Source organism: Pseudomonas sp. H1h, from assembly GCF_000633255.1.
Taxonomy (GTDB): Bacteria; Pseudomonadota; Gammaproteobacteria; order Pseudomonadales; family Pseudomonadaceae; genus Aquipseudomonas.
In genome coordinates this window covers 24,562-42,304 of record NZ_AYMJ01000007.1, presented here as the reverse complement: position 1 = coordinate 42,304, position 17,743 = coordinate 24,562, and the positions used below count along the sequence as shown (strand labels likewise).

General features: G+C 62.3%; 13 protein-coding genes. 9 read left to right on the top strand and 4 right to left on the bottom strand.

The window, feature by feature from the left end; translation table 11 throughout:
* Nucleotides 1-159: 159 nt before the first annotated feature.
* Nucleotides 160-4,461, top strand: a complete 4,302-nt coding sequence (locus tag U862_RS0105925; protein ID WP_025109523.1) for a DEAD/DEAH box helicase — start codon at nt 160-162, stop codon at nt 4,459-4,461.
* A 116-nt stretch (nt 4,462-4,577) separates the two neighbouring features.
* On the opposite strand, the gene U862_RS0105920 is transcribed toward U862_RS0105925, so the two are convergent.
* Complete coding sequence (locus U862_RS0105920) at nt 4,578-6,671, bottom strand: mechanosensitive ion channel family protein (RefSeq protein WP_025109522.1); 2,094 nt, start codon at nt 6,669-6,671, stop codon at nt 4,578-4,580.
* A 233-nt stretch (nt 6,672-6,904) separates the two neighbouring features.
* Between U862_RS0105920 and U862_RS0105915 the strand changes: the two genes are divergently transcribed.
* The 5 genes from U862_RS0105915 (at nt 6,905) to U862_RS0105895 (ending at nt 12,288) form a co-directional block, all read left to right on the top strand.
* Entirely contained in the window at nt 6,905-8,110 is a 1,206-nt protein-coding gene (locus tag U862_RS0105915) for an MFS transporter (protein WP_025109521.1), read from the top strand.
* Nucleotides 8,111-8,325: 215 nt separating this feature from the next.
* The gene (locus U862_RS0105910; RefSeq protein ID WP_025109520.1) at nt 8,326-9,252 is read left to right on the top strand and encodes a DUF72 domain-containing protein; all 927 of its coding nucleotides are present in this window, start codon (nt 8,326-8,328) and stop codon (nt 9,250-9,252) included.
* On the top strand, nt 9,249-10,046 hold the full coding sequence (locus U862_RS0105905) for an endonuclease/exonuclease/phosphatase family protein (RefSeq protein ID WP_025109519.1): 798 nt from the start codon (nt 9,249-9,251) through the stop codon (nt 10,044-10,046). Before U862_RS0105910 ends, U862_RS0105905 begins: the two co-directional genes overlap by 4 nt.
* Nucleotides 10,043-11,317: a cardiolipin synthase ClsB gene (gene clsB / locus U862_RS0105900; protein ID WP_025109518.1), complete on the top strand. Its 1,275-nt coding sequence runs from the start codon at nt 10,043-10,045 to the stop codon at nt 11,315-11,317. The genes U862_RS0105905 and clsB overlap by 4 nt, the downstream gene beginning before the upstream one ends.
* Nucleotides 11,314-12,288, top strand: a complete 975-nt coding sequence (locus U862_RS0105895; RefSeq protein ID WP_025109517.1) for a lysylphosphatidylglycerol synthase domain-containing protein — start codon at nt 11,314-11,316, stop codon at nt 12,286-12,288. The genes clsB and U862_RS0105895 overlap by 4 nt, the downstream gene beginning before the upstream one ends.
* Nucleotides 12,289-12,402: 114 nt before the next feature.
* On the opposite strand, the gene U862_RS0105890 is transcribed toward U862_RS0105895, so the two are convergent.
* The 3 genes from U862_RS0105890 to U862_RS0105880 all read right to left on the bottom strand — a co-directional run bounded on the left by U862_RS0105890 (nt 12,403) and on the right by U862_RS0105880 (nt 15,539).
* Nucleotides 12,403-13,161 (bottom strand): S9 family peptidase, encoded by a 759-nt coding sequence (locus U862_RS0105890; protein WP_025109516.1) that lies wholly within the window; start codon nt 13,159-13,161, stop codon nt 12,403-12,405.
* The gene (locus U862_RS0105885) at nt 13,151-14,260 is read right to left on the bottom strand and encodes a DUF3182 family protein (protein ID WP_025109515.1); all 1,110 of its coding nucleotides are present in this window, start codon (nt 14,258-14,260) and stop codon (nt 13,151-13,153) included. The genes U862_RS0105890 and U862_RS0105885 overlap by 11 nt, the downstream gene beginning before the upstream one ends.
* A 298-nt stretch (nt 14,261-14,558) precedes the next feature.
* Nucleotides 14,559-15,539 carry a GlxA family transcriptional regulator gene (locus tag U862_RS0105880; protein ID WP_025109514.1) on the bottom strand — a complete coding sequence of 327 codons (981 nt, stop codon included), beginning with the start codon at nt 15,537-15,539 and terminating at the stop codon, nt 14,559-14,561.
* A 100-nt stretch (nt 15,540-15,639) separates the two neighbouring features.
* Between U862_RS0105880 and U862_RS0105875 the strand changes: the two genes are divergently transcribed.
* The 3 genes from U862_RS0105875 (at nt 15,640) to U862_RS0105865 (ending at nt 17,724) form a co-directional block, all read left to right on the top strand.
* Complete coding sequence (locus U862_RS0105875) at nt 15,640-16,188, top strand: cysteine hydrolase family protein (protein WP_025109513.1); 549 nt, start codon at nt 15,640-15,642, stop codon at nt 16,186-16,188.
* Between the two features lie 151 nt (nt 16,189-16,339).
* The gene (locus U862_RS0105870; RefSeq protein WP_025109512.1) at nt 16,340-17,008 is read left to right on the top strand and encodes a YjfI family protein; all 669 of its coding nucleotides are present in this window, start codon (nt 16,340-16,342) and stop codon (nt 17,006-17,008) included.
* Between the two features lie 17 nt (nt 17,009-17,025).
* Nucleotides 17,026-17,724 carry a PspA/IM30 family protein gene (locus U862_RS0105865; protein ID WP_025109511.1) on the top strand — a complete coding sequence of 233 codons (699 nt, stop codon included), beginning with the start codon at nt 17,026-17,028 and terminating at the stop codon, nt 17,722-17,724.
* Nucleotides 17,725-17,743: the final 19 nt, after the last annotated feature.

The following is a 17,743-nucleotide window of genomic DNA, read 5'->3' as shown; positions in this document are numbered from 1 at the left end:
CGTTGCATTTTGCGGGTTTAGTGCGCAACCGTCACCCGTAAAGTGTAGATCGCCGGGAATTGTGCTGAATCAACTGGCCTGCTCGCGATGAAGCCCTGCCAGCCACTGGAGATCCCAGTGGTACTTGCATCTTGCCGCCCCCACCCGCATAACTTAAGCATGAATCTGCCCATCTCCAAGGACGCGGCCCTGGCAGGCTTTCACCCCGCCGTCAGCGCCTGGTTCAGCAGCACCTTCCCGACGGTCACCGCCGCCCAGGCCCGCGCATGGCCGTTGATCCGCCTGCGCCGCTCGACGCTGATCGCCGCGCCCACCGGCTCCGGTAAAACCCTCACCGCGTTTCTCGCCGTACTCGACGATCTCGTCCACCGTGGCCTGGAAAACCCCGACGGCCTGCCCGACGAAACCCTGGTGGTCTACGTTTCGCCGCTCAAGGCGCTGTCCAACGACATCCGCATCAACCTGCAGAACCCGCTGACGGGGATCACCGAGCAGTTGCGCCAGATGGGCCTGCCGCAATTGCAGATCACCACGGCCGTGCGCACCGGCGACACCCCGCAAAAAGAACGCGCCGCCATGCGCAAAAGTGCGCCGCACATTCTGGTGACCACCCCGGAATCGCTGTACGTGCTGCTCGGCTCCGAATCCGGGCGCAAAATGCTCGGCACCACGCGCACGGTAATCGTCGACGAAATCCACGCCATGGCCGCCGGCAAGCGCGGCAGTCACCTGGCCCTGAGCCTTGAGCGACTGCAAGCGCTATGCGCCGAACCACTGACCCGCATCGGCTTGTCCGCCACACAGAAACCGGTCGAAGCCGTGGCGCAATTTCTCGTCGGCCATGATCGCCCCTGCGAAATCATCGACATCGGCCACGCCCGTCCGCGGGATCTGGGCATCGAAGTACCGCCAGTGCCGTTGTCGGCGGTGATGCCCAACGATGTCTGGGAACGGGTCTACGACCGCCTCGCCGAGTTGGCCCGCGAACACCGCACCACGCTGATTTTCGTCAATACCCGGCGTCTGGCTGAACGCTTGAGCCGACACCTCAGCGAGCGTCTGGGCAAACACGCGGTAGCGGCGCACCACGGCAGTCTGGCCAAGGAGTTTCGCCTCGACGCCGAACAGCGGCTCAAGCGCGGCGAGCTGCAAGTGCTGATCGCCACCGCCTCGCTGGAATTGGGCATTGATATCGGTGAAGTCGATCTGGTTTGTCAGATCGCCTCGCCGCGTTCGATTGCCGGATTTCTGCAACGAGTCGGGCGCTCCGGGCACCAGGTCGGCGGCACGCCCAAAGGCCGGTTGTTTGCCACCACCCGCGACGACCTCATCGAATGCGCCGCCCTGCTCGACTGCGTGCGCCGTGGCGAACTCGACACCTTGCACATTCCCGAAGCGCCGCTGGATGTACTGGCACAGCAGATCATTGCCGAAGTCAGCTGCCAGGAATGGTCGGAAGACGCGCTACTGGCGCTATTTCGCCAAGCCTCGCCGTATCGCGATCTCGACGAAAAACACTATCTGGCGCTGCTGACGATGCTCGCCGAAGGCTACAACGGTCGTCAGGGCATCCGCAGCGCCTACCTGCATCGCGACGCCGTCAGCAGCACTCTGCGTGGCCGCCGTGGCTCGCAACTGACCGCCGTGACCAGCGGCGGCACCATCCCGGACAACGCCGACTACAGCGTGCTGCTGGAGCCGCAAGGCCTGAACATCGGCAGCGTCAACGAAGACTTCGCTGTGGAGAGCATTGCCGGCGACGTGTTCCAGCTCGGCAATACGTCCTATCGCATCCTGCGGGTGGAAACCGGCAAGGTGCGGGTCGAGGATGCCCAGGGTCAGCCGCCGACCATTCCATTCTGGCTCGGCGAAGCCCCGGGGCGCAGCGACGAATTGTCCTCGGCGGTGGCGCGCCTGCAGGCCACCCTCGACAACCTGCTCGGCGCCAGCCCCGGCGACCTGCAACCGGCGCTCGACTGGCTGACCGAGATCCTCGGCCTGAATGCCGCCAGCGCCGAGCAACTGGTGGAATACCTCGCCCGCGCTCGCCTGACCCTCGGCGCCCTGCCCTCACAAGACACGCTGCTGATGGAGCGTTTTTTCGACGAGTCCGGCGGCACCCAGTTGATCATCCACTCACCGTTCGGCAGCCGCATCAACCGCGCCTGGGGCCTGGCCTTGCGCAAGCGTTTCTGTCGCACCTTCAACTTCGAATTACAGGCTGCTGCCAGCGAAGACGCGATTGTCCTGTCGCTGTCCACAAGCCACAGTTTCGAACTCGATGACGTCTGGCGTTACCTGCACAGCAACAGCGCCGAGCACATCCTGATTCAAGCGGTTCTGGACGCGCCGTTGTTCGGCGTGCGCTGGCGCTGGAATGCCGGGGTGGCACTGGCGTTGCCGCGTTTTACCGGCGGGCGCAAAGTCGCGCCGCAGTTGCAGCGGATGAAAAGCGAAGACCTGATCGCCAGCGTATTTCCCGATCAGATCGCCTGTCTGGAAAACCTCGCGGGCGAGCGGGAAATTCCCGAGCATCCGCTGGTGGAGCAAACCCTCGATGACTGCCTGCACGAGGCCATGGACAGCAAAGGCTGGCTGGCGCTGCTGCGGCGCATGGAGCGTGGCGAGGTGCGTTTGCTCAGCCGTGATCTGCCGGCGCCGTCACCGCTGGCGGCAGAGATTCTCAGCGCGCGGCCGTACACCTTTCTCGACGACGCACCGCTGGAGGAGCGCCGGACCCAGGCGGTCATCAATCGGCGCTGGAGCGATCCGCAATCCACCGATGATCTCGGTGCACTGGATGCCGACGCCATCAGCGCGGTGCGTGAAGAAGCGTGGCCGACGCCGGCCAACATCGATGAAATGCACGAGGCGCTGATGAGCCTGGCGTGCGTCAGCGAGGCCGAAGTGCAGGCCAACGAATCTTGGCGCGAATGGTTGAACACGTTGACAGACAGTGGCCGCGCCTGCCGCCTGATGATCGCGCCACAGTGCTGGTTGTGGCTGGCGCGAGAACGCCTGACCTGCCTGCTGGCGCTTTATCCACAGGCTACGCTGCAACCGCAGCAGGAGGCCTTGCCCGGTTTCGACGAACCCTGGAGTTTCGATGACGCACAGGTCGAAGTGATCCGCGCACGGCTCGGCGCGTTTGGTCCGCTGCCGCTCGCGGCGATTGCCGGACCGCTGGCGCTGCCCACTGCGCAAGCCTCGCAAGCCCTCGCGCAACTGGAACGCGAAGGTTATGTGCTGCGCGGTCGTTTCACCCCGGGCGTGGCGGTCGAAGAATGGTGCGAACGGCATCTGCTGGCGCGTATCCATCGTTACACGGTCAAGCGTTTGCGCCGGGAAATCGAACCGGTGGCGTTGCAGGACTTCATGCGTTTCCTGTTCGACTGGCAGCACCTGTCCAGTACCACGCGCGGTCAGGGCAGCGCGGTGTTGCCGGCAATTGTCGGCCAGTTCGAAGGCTACCCGGCTGCGACCTCGGCGTGGGACAGCGACATTCTCCCGGCACGGCTCAAAGACTATTCGCCGAGCTGGCTGGATGACCTGTGCCGCAACGGCAAACGGGTGTGGACGCGGCTCAGTGCCCGGCAGAAAGTCAGCGGCACGGCCCTGCGCAGTACGCCGATTGTGCTGCTGCCACGCAGTCAGGTCGGGTTGTGGAGTGCACTGACCGAGCAGACGCCGGTCAGCGAGCTATCACCGAAAACCCAAAAGGTCCACGCGGCGCTCAGTCAGCACGGGGCACTGTTTTTTGATGAACTGATTCATGAAGCGCACCTGCTGCGCACCGAGCTGGAAATCGCCTTGCAGGAACTGGTTGGCGCCGGTCTGGTAAACGCCGACAGCTTCGCCGGCCTGCGCGCGCTGATCACCCCGGCGAGCAAGCGCCAGCAGCGCAGCAGTCGACGCGGACGCGGCGCGTTTGTCGGTGGCATGGACGATGCCGGACGCTGGGCATTGCTGCGCCGAGGGCCGTTGGTGGAGAACAGCCAGACGCCTTCGCCGCAAACCCTGGAACACATCGCCATGACCTTGCTGCGGCGCTACGGCGTGGTGTTCTGGCGCCTGCTGGAACGCGAGGCGGATTGGCTGCCGAGCTGGCGCGAATTGCTGCGCACATTTCATCGGCTGGAGGCCCGTAGCGAGATTCGCGGCGGACGATTTGTCAGTGGTCTGGCGGGAGAGCAATTTGCCTTGCCGGAGGCGATTGCGCTGCTGCGCGAGGTACGGCGACGGCCCCATGACGGCAGCTTGATCGCCGTGTGCGGGGTGGATCCGCTGAATCTGGCCGGGACGTTGTTGCCGGGGGCGAAGGTGCCAGCGTTGGCGAGTAATCGGCTGGTGTATCGGGACGGTCTGCCTGTCGCTGCCGAAATTGCCGGCAAGCAGGTTTTCTGGACAGCGCTGGATCAGAACGCCATGGAACAGGTGCGCAGCAAGCTGATACGGCATTGATGTGAGCTGGACGGACGTCTTCGCGAGCAGGCTCGCTCCCACAGTGTGATCGCGTTCCCCCTGTGGGAGCGAGCCTGCTCGCGAAAGGGCCAGCAATCCCACTCCAGAAATTTGCGCTAGGTCCGCGATTCCTGCGGCATCTTGCTCGCCATCAGCTCCCCCTCACCCTGACGACCGGGCAACAAAACCTGCTGTGGATAAGTCTGCGCGAAATGCACCACCGGACTGTTATCCACAAGCTTTTTCAAACGCTGGTTGAACGCCCGACTCACCGCATACTGCCCGCCCGACACGGTACGGAACTGCGCGGTCAGCACCACCCCGTTCAAATCCATCTTGTCCACGCCAAACACATCCAGCGGCCCTTGCAGGTTGTGCTTGAGGAACGGGTCTTCGCGGATCGAATCGCCGGTCTCGCGAATCAGTTCGATGGCCTTGTCGACATCAGTGTCGTAGGTGAACTGCACCGAGAAAAACGCATAGGCAAACTGCCGCGACTGGTTGGTGACCGCCTTGATCTGGCCAAACGGCACCGAGTGCACGAAACCCTTGCCGTCGCGCAGGCGCAGGGTCCGAATGGTCAGGCCCTCGACCGTGCCGGCGTGCCCGGAATCGAGCACCACCCAGTCGCCGATCGACAGCGTGTCTTCGATGATGATGAACAGCCCGGTGATCACGTCCTGTACCAGTTGCTGCGAACCGAAACCGATCGCCAGGCCGACCACCCCGGCACCGGCCAGCAGCGGCGCGACGTTGATCCCCAGATTGGCCATGGTGGTGATCGCGCAGATCACCACCAGGATGATTTTGATCGCGTTGCGCAGCAGCGGCAGGATGGTTTTGACCCGGGTGCTGGGCTGGCGCGACGAGCGTTTGCTGACTGGTGGTTTCAGCGCTTCCTGAATCGCCGTGTCGAGCACCACCCATAACAACCAAGTGACGAGGAAGATCAGGCCGATGCTGCTCAACGCGTTGCTGATCGCGCGGCCGACGGTGCTGCTCTGGGCGAAATCGAGCAGAGAGACGCCCCAGATACGCCCGAGAATATCGATAAAGGCAACGGCGATGACGATCCGCAACAAAGCGTGCAACAGCCTGAGAAACCGCTCCTTGTAAGCACTGCTGCGCTGGATCGCTTCGGCCTTTCGCGACTTGAACAGGTGCTGAAGAATGGTGCTGAGGAACACCGTGCCGATCAGCAGCACCGTGGTGAACAACGCACAGCGCAGGGCTTTCTGGTTGTCCTCGCCGATGCCGATCAGATTGACCGCCGAGACCAGCACCATCAGCACGATCGGCCAGTACCAGAGCCCGGAAAAAATTCGCAGTGACTCCTGCAACGAAGGTTGTTTCAGGCGCTGCGCCAGCGGCCGGTTGCGGATCAGGTGCGCCACCGGCCGGCGCAGACGAATCACCAGCAGACCGAAAATGATTGAAGCGATCAATCCGGTGAACACAGCGATGCTGCTGGTGATGTTGCCGCCCAGCTGGCGGGCGATCTGCGGGCTGGTCAACGCGTCACTGAGGGCGGCGAGGAAGCCGATCAGGAACAGTGGTTTCGGGCAGTAGTCGCGGATGATCCGCGCGGCGGGCCGTTTGTGGCCGACGTTGAACAGCACCACCACACACAGCAACATCGAGGTGGAAAAAATACCGCTGCTGGTGGCATACGCCAGACACAGCGCCAGCGCCCGCCCAACCGAGGCTTGCAGAAAGTGGCTGACGTACAGCGTCAGCGGCAGGCAGACCAGCGCCGGCAGTGTGTACGGCAGCAGATAGCCGAGCAGGTCCTGACTGCGCTGGCGGGTGCGCAGCCAACGACCTTCGCACAGACGTTTGGCCAGCAGGCTGCCCAGTACCGTGAGCAGCGCAAAGGCGCCAAGCCACACCCCGGACAACATCAGGAAATCCCCGGCGACGCTCCAGCCCGAGCGATCCGATGGCTGGTTGACCAACTTGTCGACTTCGTCCGCCGCGCGGTCGGCACGCAGGCGCCAGGCGTCGACCAGGTGCTCGTTGAGGTCGAGTTTGTCCTGCACGTCGTCGATGCTCGAACTGATCGCGCCGAGCAGACCACCCTGCACTATCGGCTCGGGCTCGGCGGCCTTGGTGGCGGTGGCCGGCACGCCGGGCAATGCCGCGGCTTCCAGTTCACTGGCGCCGAGAAACAGCAGTGCTCCCAGCACAATGGCGATCCTGAACTTGATCAAAACTCCGTTCTCCGTTGGCTGAACCTGTAAGGAACTGATCAGTAATTGCACGGCAAGTTCAAGAGCCCCCTTACCCCATTGGCAGCGGTCCGACGTTTCGCGAGGTATGGGGTGAGGGGGAGCGCTTTTGATCTTTGCGCCCAAGGCAAATATCAAATGCTCACCCCCGTATTTTTCCGCACAACCCAAACCCCGACACTGCGCTCCATTCAAACCTCTACCGGAGTGCTGTCATGCCCATTGCCTTGCTCGCGCTGACCCTCAGCGCATTCGCCATCGGGACGACCGAGTTCGTCATCGTTGGCTTGCTACCTACCATCGGCGCCGATCTGGGCGTCAGCCTGCCGTCCGCCGGATTGTTGGTCAGTCTCTATGCGCTGGGCGTTGCCATCGGCGCGCCGGTGCTGACCGCCCTCACCGGCAAAGTCCCGCGCAAACTGTTGCTGCTGTCGCTGATGGTGCTGTTCACCCTCGGCAACCTGCTGGCGTGGCTGGCGCCGAGTTATGAATCGCTGGTGCTGGCGCGGATCGTCACCGGCCTGGCGCATGGGGTGTTCTTCTCCATCGGCTCGACCATCGCCACCAGCCTGGTGCCCAAGGAAAAAGCCGCCAGTGCGATTGCGATCATGTTCACCGGCCTCACCGTGGCCCTGGTCACCGGCGTGCCGCTGGGCACGTTCATTGGTCAGCATTTCGGCTGGCGGGAAACCTTCCTCGCCGTCTCCGCACTGGGTGTGATCGCCTTCATCGGCAGCCTGTTGTATGTGCCGAACAACATCGCCCACAGCAAACCGGCATCGTTGCTGCAGCAACTGCAAGTGTTGAAACAACCGCGCCTGCTGCTGGTGTACGCCATGACCGCCATCGGTTACGGCGGCTCGTTCATCGCCTTCACCTTCCTCGCGCCGATCCTGCAGGACCTCTCCGGCTTCAGCGCCGGCACCGTCAGCCTGGTGCTGCTGGTGTACGGCGTATCGGTGGCGGTCGGCAACATCTGGGGCGGCAAACTGGCCGACAAACGCGGGCCGATCAGCGCCCTGAAAATCATTTTCTCCCTGCTGGCGGCGGTGCTGTTGGTGCTGACCTTCACCGCTGGCAATCCATGGCTGGCGCTGGCCACGGTGCTGGTGTGGGGCGCGGTGGCGTTCGGCAACGTACCGGGCCTGCAGGTGTATGTGGTGCGTCAGGCCGAGCATCACACACCGCAGGCGGTGGACGTGGCATCGGGGCTGAACATTGCTGCGTTCAACCTCGGGATCGCCGGCGGTGCGTGGGGCGGCGGACTGATCGTCGAGCACCTTGGCCTGATTCACACGGCGTGGATCGGTGGTCTGGTGGTGTTGGTGGCGTTGGCGCTGACAGCGTGGAGCGGACGCCTTGATCGCCTCGGCCCGACCTATGCCGAACCGGCTCAAGGCCGAGTATTCACGGGTCACTGAGTAACCTTGTGGGAGGGGGCTTGCTCCCGAAGGCGGAGGGTCAGTCAGCATCGATGACGACTGAACCACCGCTTCCGGGAGCAAGCCCCCTCCCACATTGCGATCCGTGCTTTTTGCAGAATGCGTACCGTCCGTAACGCCACCGAAACTTTCCCGAACCGCCCACAGTCATCAACAGACACAGGCTGTACGAGGACTGACAACGGGAGGGCGACATGGCAACGATTCACATCGGTATTTCCGGCTGGCGCTATGCCCCGTGGCGCGGGGATTTCTACCCCAAGGGACTGACCCAGAAGCGTGAATTGCAATTCGCTTCACGGGCGGTCAACAGCATCGAAATCAATGGATCGTTCTACGCCCTGCAACGGCCCGAACGCTACGCCCAGTGGTACAGCGAAACGCCCGACGACTTCGTGTTCAGCGTCAAGGCGCCGCGTTTCATCACGCACATCCGCCGCTTGCGCGAGATCGAAAAGCCGCTGGCGAATTTCTTCGCCTCGGGGGTGCTGGAGCTCAAGGAAAAGCTCGGGCCGATCCTCTGGCAGTTTCCGCCAAACTTCAAATTCGATCCCGAGCGTTTCGAACACTTCCTGTCATTGCTGCCCCACGACACTGAGGCCGCAGCCGCCCTCGCCCGTCAGCACGACGCCCACCTGCACGGCCATGCCAGCCTCAAAGCCTGGCGCAAAAAACCGCTGCGCCATGCTGTGGAAGTGCGCAACGACACCTTCATCGATCCCGACTTCATTCGTTTGTTGAAACGCTACAACACCGCTCTGGTGATCGCCGACACCGCCGGCAAATGGCCGTACCGCGAAGACCTCACCAGTGACTTCGTCTACCTGCGCCTGCACGGCGCCGAAGCGCTTTACGCCAGTGGCTACACCGACTCCGCACTGAAGCGCTGGGCTGAACGCATCGACGCCTGGCATCACGGTCGACAGCCCGGTGATGCGCACCTGATCGCGCCGCGCCTCAAACCACGGGCGCGCAAATCCCGTGAAGTGTTTTGCTATTTCGACAACGACATCAAAGTCCGCGCCCCTTACGACGCACGCAATCTTCTACAGCGTTTCGCCCTCGACAAACACCTCGCGACCACCCCTGGCGAGCCCGCTGACGAAGGGGTGCTGGCATGAGTGTTCCAGAGCCGGTGGGCTTCACCGATGAAGGCTCGATCGTCGCGCCATCAGTGCGCAGTTTCACCGTGCTGACGGTCAACACGCACAAGGGTTTTACCGCGCTCAATCGACGGTTCATCCTCCCCGAATTGCGCGAAGCGGTGCGCAGTGTGGCCGCCGACGTGGTGTTTCTGCAGGAAGTCCACGGCACCCACGAACACCATCCCAAGCGCTACAGCAACTGGCCGACGATGCCGCAGTACGAGTTCCTCGCCGACAGCCTCTGGCCGCAATTCGCCTACGGGCGCAACGCGGTATACCCGGAGGGCGATCACGGCAATGCGCTGCTGTCGAAGTTCCAGATCATCCGCCACGACAACCTCGACGTCTCGATCAATGGCCATGAGAATCGTGGCCTGCTGCATTGCGTACTGCGCCTGCCTGGCGATGGCGTTGAGGTGCATGCAATCTGTGTGCATCTGGGCCTGCGCGAAAGCCATCGCCATGCGCAACTGAAGCTACTCGGTCAGCATCTGGCGGAGCTGCCGGCTGATGCGCCGGTGATCGTTGCCGGTGACTTCAACGACTGGCGCCAGCGCGCCGATGCGTTGCTCAAACCCTGCGGTCTGCGCGAGGTGTTCGCCGAGCATCACGGCAAACCGGCGCGCAGCTTTCCAGCGCGGCTGCCAACCCTGCGCCTGGACCGCATCTACGTGCGTAACCTCAAGACCCGCCAGCCGAAAGTCCTGGCGAACCGCCCCTGGTCCCATCTGTCCGACCACGCCCCGCTGTCGGTGGAGATCGAATTATGAGCAGTGCGCCGCTGGAGAAATCCACCGTGGAACCGATCAGCATCAACCCGCCAGTACGCGAGCCCGGCCATGTCGACGTCGAGTACAGCTGGCAGGGCAACAACCGTGTCGAGTTGCTGGAAAACGGCGAGGAATATTTCCCCCGGGTGTTCGACGCCCTGCGAGCGGCGAAGAGTGAAATCCTGCTGGAGACCTTCATCGTCTTCGAAGACAAGGTCGGCGCGCAATTGCAGCAGGTCCTGATCGACGCCGCCCGGCGCGGCGTGCGCACCACCGTCAGCCTCGACGGCTTCGGCTGTGGCGAGTTGACCACCGGTTATCTCGCGGCGTTGAGCGACGCGGGCGTGCACCTGCAGATGTTTGATCCGGCGCCCAAACACCTGGGTTTTCGCACCAACTGGTTTCGCCGTTTGCACCGCAAGATCGTGGTGGTCGACGGGTTGGTCGCGTTCATTGGCGGGATCAATTTTTCCGGCGATCACCTGGCCGACTTCGGCCCCGAGGCGAAACAGGATTACGCCGTGCAGGTTCAGGGGCCGGCGGTCGCTGACATCCATCACTTTGCCCTGCTGCAAAGCGGTCGGCCGGGACGCGCACGGTTCTGGTGGCAGCGTCGGCGCCAGCGTCGCGCGGAAATGGCTTTCAGCGACCACGACGGCCAAGTGCGTCTGGTGTTTCGCGACAACGATCAGCACCACACCGATATCGAAGACGTGTACTTGCAGGTGCTGCGCCGGGCCCAGCGCCGGGTGGTGATCGCCAATGCCTACTTCTTTCCCGGATATCGCCTGCTGCGCGAGATTCGCAATGCCGCGCGCCGTGGCGTCGATGTCCGGCTGATCCTGCAAGGCCAGCCGGACATGCTGGTGGCGAAACTGGCGGCGCGCATGACTTACGACTACCTGCTCAAGGCCGGCGTGCAGATCCACGAATATTGCCAGCGGCCGCTGCACGGCAAAGTCGCGCTGGTGGATGAGGAATGGAGCACAGTCGGTTCGAGCAATCTCGATCCGTTGAGCCTGTCACTGAACCTGGAAGCCAACGTGCTGATCCGCGATCGCGCGTTCAATCAGCATTTGTTCCAGCGCCTCGAAGACCTGAGCCAGAACCACTGCAAGGCCATGGACCCGAGCAAGTCGCCACGCGGGCGGATCTGGCACATGACTGTGGGATTTCTGGTGTTCCACTTCCTGCGCCATTTCCCGGCAATGGCTGGTTGGTTGCCGGCGCATAAACCTCGGCTCAAGCCGTTTCGAGGTGACGCCTCATGAGCCATTCCCACGCGCAATCGGTGCCGGCCACGCACTCGCGATGGCATCGCTGGAAACGTCCACTGACCTTGCTGTTCTTCCTTGCGCTGATCGTGTTGCTGACGCTGTTCGCCACGCGCATCGAATGGGCAGAAGTGCTGCAAACCCTGACCGAATTCAAGGTGCGCACGCTGCTCATCGCCGCCAGCCTGACCTTGCTGAGCTTTCTGGTGTACGCCAGTTTCGACCTGATCGGGCGCACCTACATCCGCCAGGACCTGACCTGGAAGCAGATCCTCCCGGTAGGCATCATCAGCTATGCCTTCAATCTCAATCTCAGCGCGTGGGTCGGCGGCATCGCCATGCGTTATCGGCTGTATTCGCGCCTGGGTGTGAGCAAAGGCAACATCGCCAAAATCCTCGGCCTGAGCCTGGCGACCAACTGGTTCGGCTACATGACGATTGCCGGCGCGGTGTTCAGCAGTGGCCTGGTGAGCATGCCGCCGGGCTGGAAAGTCAGCAGCGACGCGCTGCAGGGCATCGGTGTGCTGTTGTTGCTGTCGAGTGCCGGCTACCTCGCCGCGTGCCAGTTCTCGAAGCGCCGCGAGTGGTCGATTCGCGGGGTAGAAATCAACCTGCCGTCGCTGCGCATGGCTGTCCTGCAATTACTGCTCGGTGCGCTGAACTGGTCGCTGATGGCGGCGGTGATTTTCACCTTGCTGCCGGGCAAACTGGATTACCCGCTGGTGCTCGGAGTATTGCTGATCAGTGCAATTGCCGGGGTCATCACGCACATTCCGGCGGGGCTCGGGGTGCTGGAAGCGGTGTTCGTCGCGCTGCTGCAACACGAGGCTTCACGCGGGAGCCTGGTGGCGGGGCTGCTGGCGTATCGGGCGATCTATTTTCTGTTGCCGCTGTTGATCACGGTGGTGATGTATCTGTTGGTGGAGGCCAAGGCGAAGGCGTTGCGGATCGAGAAGAAGCCTTCCTGATTGCGTTGTCGAGGCTGAAAAAGCTATCGCGAGCAGGCCCACTCCTACAGGGGAACGCATTCCAACCTGTGGGAGCGGGCTTGCTCGCGAAGGCGCCCCAGAGGACACCGCCGATCATGAGGACTGAATAATGCTCAACCGCTCACCGACCACCATCTCGGTAATCCAGTCCACCAGAATCGAGGTGTAGGCCTGCTGCGAAACCGGCTCGCTCAAGGCATGGTCAGCGCCGTCAATGATCCGGTGCGTCAACGAATGCGTCTGCTGACACGCCGCGCGATAGCTCATGATCGCCGTGTGGGGCACGTAATCATCGGTTTCCGATTCCACCAGCAACACATCCCCGGTGAATTGCGAGCAGGCATGCAGCGCACGGTTACTGTCGGCACGCACCAACGTCGCCCGATAATCACGCAAATCCGCCTTGTCCAGATCACGCTTGGGCGTGTGCCATTGCTCGTCGCGATACAGCGCCGGCACCCGCAGCGCCAGCCAGCGCACCGGGCGCAATGAAGTGAGGATCGAGGCGAGATAACCGCCATAACTGGTGCCGACCACCGCAATCGCCGAGGTGTCGAGCGCCGGGTGCGCCAGCAAGCGATCGTAAGCGGCAAGCAGGTCGCGCAGGTTGTCTTCTCGGGTCACCCGGGTCAGCGGGATGCCAGTACCACCGGTGTGCCCACGCAGGTCGAAGGTCAGGCATACGCAGCCAAGACCGGCGATGCCCTTGGCGCGCTCAAGGTCGCGCTCCTGGCTACCGCCCCAACCGTGCACAAACAACACGCCAGGCACTTTCGATTTGGGACTGAGAAACGTCCCGCTCATCTGTTCATCATCAATGTCGATTTGAATGCTTTCGCTTCTAGCCGTCATAGGGTTTGACCGTTACGTATTTGAGGAGAAAGTCGCTGTTCTCGGCCGGCCCGCGATAGATTTCGATGGCGTCTGCCGGCAAGGTTCGATCGCTGTAGGTTTCCACCGTCGACACACGGATCGCCGGCATCTGCGGATCGTTGACGAAGCTTTGCAGCGCCGCGAGTTCCGCGCTGCTGGCACCGCCCATGCGCCAGGATTGCTCGAGCACACCGCTGCGGGGTTTGCCACTGCTGTCCAGGCCCTGGGCAATGTCGTAGTTGCGCCGTGAGGCGTAGAAATCCGGATAGGCCTCATCTGCCGCCCGGTCGAAAATCTGCGCCTGCTCGATGGCCAGACGGACTTCGTCCGGCAACTCCAGCGCCAGCAGCTCTGCGTAACCGCCCTGCACCACCAGCAGATTCGAGCCGCCGTAGACGTCTTCGCCGTGAGCGTCCTTGGTCAAGTATTGATCACCGCAGTAGCTCAACACCTTGCCGCCGATGAATGACTGGCCGACGCTGTGGGTGAAGACCTTGCTCAAGTCCTGCTCCAGCACTACACCGTCGCGAAACAACCGGGCAGCCTCCGTACGGGCGAGCACTTCATCGAACGCGTCGAGGCTGTTGATAACTTCCTGGCCGCGACCGGCACAGGCGTGAATCGGCTTCAGACGGATCGGCCCGCTGTACAGCAAATGCTCGGCAGCAGGCCGCGCGTCTTCCAGGGCGAACACGGTCAGGCCATCGAGCACCACGTCACGTACGCGTTCGGAGAACAGCGGCGCCCAGCCTTGAGGCGCGTAGGCCAGATGGCTGCGCAAGCCATGGCTGATGGCTTTGGTGCAGATGAAATCGTGTTCGACGAATCCACCCCACAAGTCGTCCGCGCTTTTGATGCCCAAGGCCTGTGCCTGTCTGGCACCGACAAGGGTTTGCGTCGGCAGCCAGTAAAGGTCACGACCGCGGTGTTTTTCCGGGTCGTAGCTGCCCCCAAAATTGAGCCCGAGAATGTGCGCCAGCCAGCGGGCCAGCGCCTTGTTGGTCTGCACCTCATGTTGCGGCGCGCCAGCGCGCACCGAGTACGCGACGACCATTTTCCTGCTCGGTGTCGGGGTCATGCGTCCCCCTTGCAGCGGTTCGGTGGATGTAGTGATGAACGGTGCAGAGATCAGGCCAACGGTGGCGCTAGCGAAATATTCGACTAATCAAAAACTTGGCGAAAACGTGCTGGCATCAGGCCTGTTTCAATCTGCACGACCGGGCGTCTCCCCCCGGTAATTTGCACGATTTCCGCAGCACAACAATCCAATGTGGGAGGGGCCTGCTCCCGAAGGCGGTGTATCAGTCGACATCAATGTTGACGGCCCCTGCCTCATCGCGAGCAAGCCCGCTCCCACAGGGTATGTAGTGTCGGGACTATCCCGTGACACCAAACCGCGCCCGATAATCACTCGGCGCCAGCCCGGTGATTTTCTTGAAGATCGCGCGAAACGCTCCCGGGTCCTGATAGCCCACTGTCCAGGCAATGTGGTCGATGGTGCCGTTGGTGTATTCCAGCAACTCTCGCGCCTTGCCGACCCGCAGATGTTGGCAGTATTCGGTCGGTTTCAACCCGGTCGCAGCACGGAAGCGACGCAGAAACGTGCGTTCTTCCAGCCCCGCCCGCTCGGCCATCGAAGTCAGCGAAACGTCGGTCGCGCCGGTGCTTTGCAGCCAATGCTGAACCTTGATAATCGGCGCATCGCCATGACCCAGGATCGGCGCAAAATTGCTGCCGCAGGCACTGGCGCTGTCGCTGTGTTCCATCACCAGAAACCGCGCGGTACCGCTGGCGATGCTCGGCCCGAGCAGGCGATCGACCAGACGCAAACCCAGCTCCGACCAAGCCATCAGCCCAGCCGTGGTGATCAGGTCGCCGTCATCGACAATCGGCGTATCCGCCTTGAGCCGGATGTTCGGATAACGCTCGGCAAACGCCTTGGTCGAGGTCCAATGCGTGGTGGCGCTGCGACCATCGAGCAAACCGCTTTCGGCCAGCAGCAATGACCCCACACAGACACCGCCGAGGGTTGCGCCACGGGCATGCTGATCCCGCAGCCATTGCAGCAGCGCTGCTGAAACGCTGGCCGCAGAAAAGCCGCCGAGGGACGGTGGAATCAGCACCGCCTGTAAACCACAGTCGCTGCCCGGATGACTATCGTGGATCCGCTGCGGCGCCAGCTCGGCGTCGGCTTGCCAGTGGCTCACGCGCAGCACGGGCAACTGCGCCGCCTGATGCTCGGCAGCTATCCGGTTGGCGACCGCAAACAGATCGGTCAGACCATGCACCGCTGCCAGCTGCGCGCCCGGGTAAATCAGTACGCCCAGTTCCACCGTGGCGGCTCTTTCAACGCCCATGTCAGTTTTCCCCTGCTTATTGTCGGTACGGCCAATCCTCGAAACGCCGGCCAGCGCCAATACTGAATCCACTTCCAGCCCATGCATCGAGGACACACCCATGACCAGACAAGCGCTCATCGTAGTCGATATCCAGAACGACTACTTCCCTCAAGGCAAGTGGCCGCTGGTGGGGGCTGAAGCCGCCGCCGACAACGCCACGCGGCTGCTTGCCGCGTTCCGCGAGGCAGGCGATCCGGTGGTGCACATTCGCCACGAATTCACCTCGGCGGATGCACCGTTTTTCACCCCGGGCTCGGACGGCGCAAAATTGCACTCCAAAGTACTCAATCGCCCGGACGAGGCGGTGGTGCTCAAGCATTTCGTCAATTCGTTCCGTGAGACCGAGTTGCAATCGATCCTCGACGAACAAGGCATCAAGGACCTGGTGATCGTCGGCAGCATGAGCCACATGTGCATCGACGGCATCACCCGCGCCGCAGCGGATCTGGGCTACGGCGTCACGGTGATTCACGACGCCTGCGCCAGCCGCGATCTCGAGTTCAACGGCGTCACCGTACCGGCAGCCCAGGTTCACGCCGCGTTCATGTCGGCGCTGGGTTTCGCCTATGCCAGCGTGGTCTCGGCCGAGGAGTTTCTAGGGCGCTGATCCATCACGACACACTTGGCAAAACATGCGCCCGCCCCATCGCGGGCGTTTTTTCGCCTGTCATGAAAATCTCACGCGTGAGCCATTGATGGCACTTTGAATTGGTTGTAGTGTGGCTCACGCGTGAGATGTTCATAACGGAGTCATTGCCATGAAAAGTCGCTCCCCCACTGTTGCGTCAGAGAGCCCAAAGGGAGAGCGCTCGAAACCGTCCGCGAAAAAGCCGTCGAGCTTCTATATGAAGCAGATGCGCGCGGGCCTGGCTGCCGCCGGTTATGTGAAACACGAAACTTGGGTGCTTCCGGAAAACCGAAGCTTGCTCAAGCTAATGGAGCAACAGCTACGCCAACCGATTCTGGCTGGCTCATTCATGTCGGAGAATTACATGAGCGCAGGCAACAACTGGAACATCGATAGCCTCTTCAACGCCCTCAAGGCACTGGACGAGGTGGCTTCGCACGAGATCACACTGTCTCTGATCCAGAGCTCCGAACCCAGCATCAAGCTGGAAATGAACGAATTCGGCGGTCTGCCGATTCACATCGCCGTGGCCGGTGCACAGATCATCGTCGACACCGTGCTGGTGGACATCGACTCGATCACTGACGTGCGCGCCTTCAACGACGCCGTGCTGCGCAGCCGGGAAATGTTCCCGCTGTCGTCGATCGGTATCGAGTCGATGCCGAACGGGCAGACCGTCTACAACATGTTTGGCGCCCTCAGCGCCGACTCGAGCCTGACCAACGTCGTCACCGAGGTGAAAACCCTGGTCGACAACGTGCAGCGCGCGAGTGAAGCCTTCGAACACTTCTTCAAGTAATCAACAGGGAATATCCAATGACTCAGTCCATCTGGAGCAAGTTGTTCACCGCACTGCGCGGCGGAGCCAATGAAGTCGGCGAAGCGATCGTCGACCAACAGGCCCTGCGCATCCTCGATCAGGAAATCCGCGACGCCGACACCGCGCTGTCCAACGCCCGTCGCGAACTGGTCACCATCATGGCCAAGCACAAACTGGCCGCTGACCGCGTGAGCGAGTACGACGCCAAGATCAAGGACCTGGAAGCCAAGGCTGTTTCCGCACTGAACGCCGGCCGTGAAGACCTGGCAATGGAAGTGGCGGAAGCGATTTCGACCCTGACCAACGACCTGACCGCTGAAAAGGCCCAGAGCGATGAGTTCGGCACCTACGCCGAAAACATGCGCAAAGACATCAGCAAGGCCGAGTCGCGGATCAAGAGCCTGCGCCAGCAGGTGGACATGGCCAAGGCCCGTGACAGCGTGCAGAAGGCGCAAGTCAGCGCGTCCATCGCCAGCGGCGGCGCCAACGGCAAACTGGAAACGGCCGTCGGTACCCTGAACCGTCTGCAAGCCAAGCAGCAACAACGCGCCGCCGAGCTGAGCGCCGCCGATGAGCTGGCCGACGCTTCGACCGGCAACGACCTGGAACGCAAACTGCGCGACGCCGGCATCACGCCGAACGAAGGCAGCGCCAATGCGATTCTTGAGCGCCTGAAACAAAAATCCGCTCAGTAAGCAGCAACGCAAAACCCTT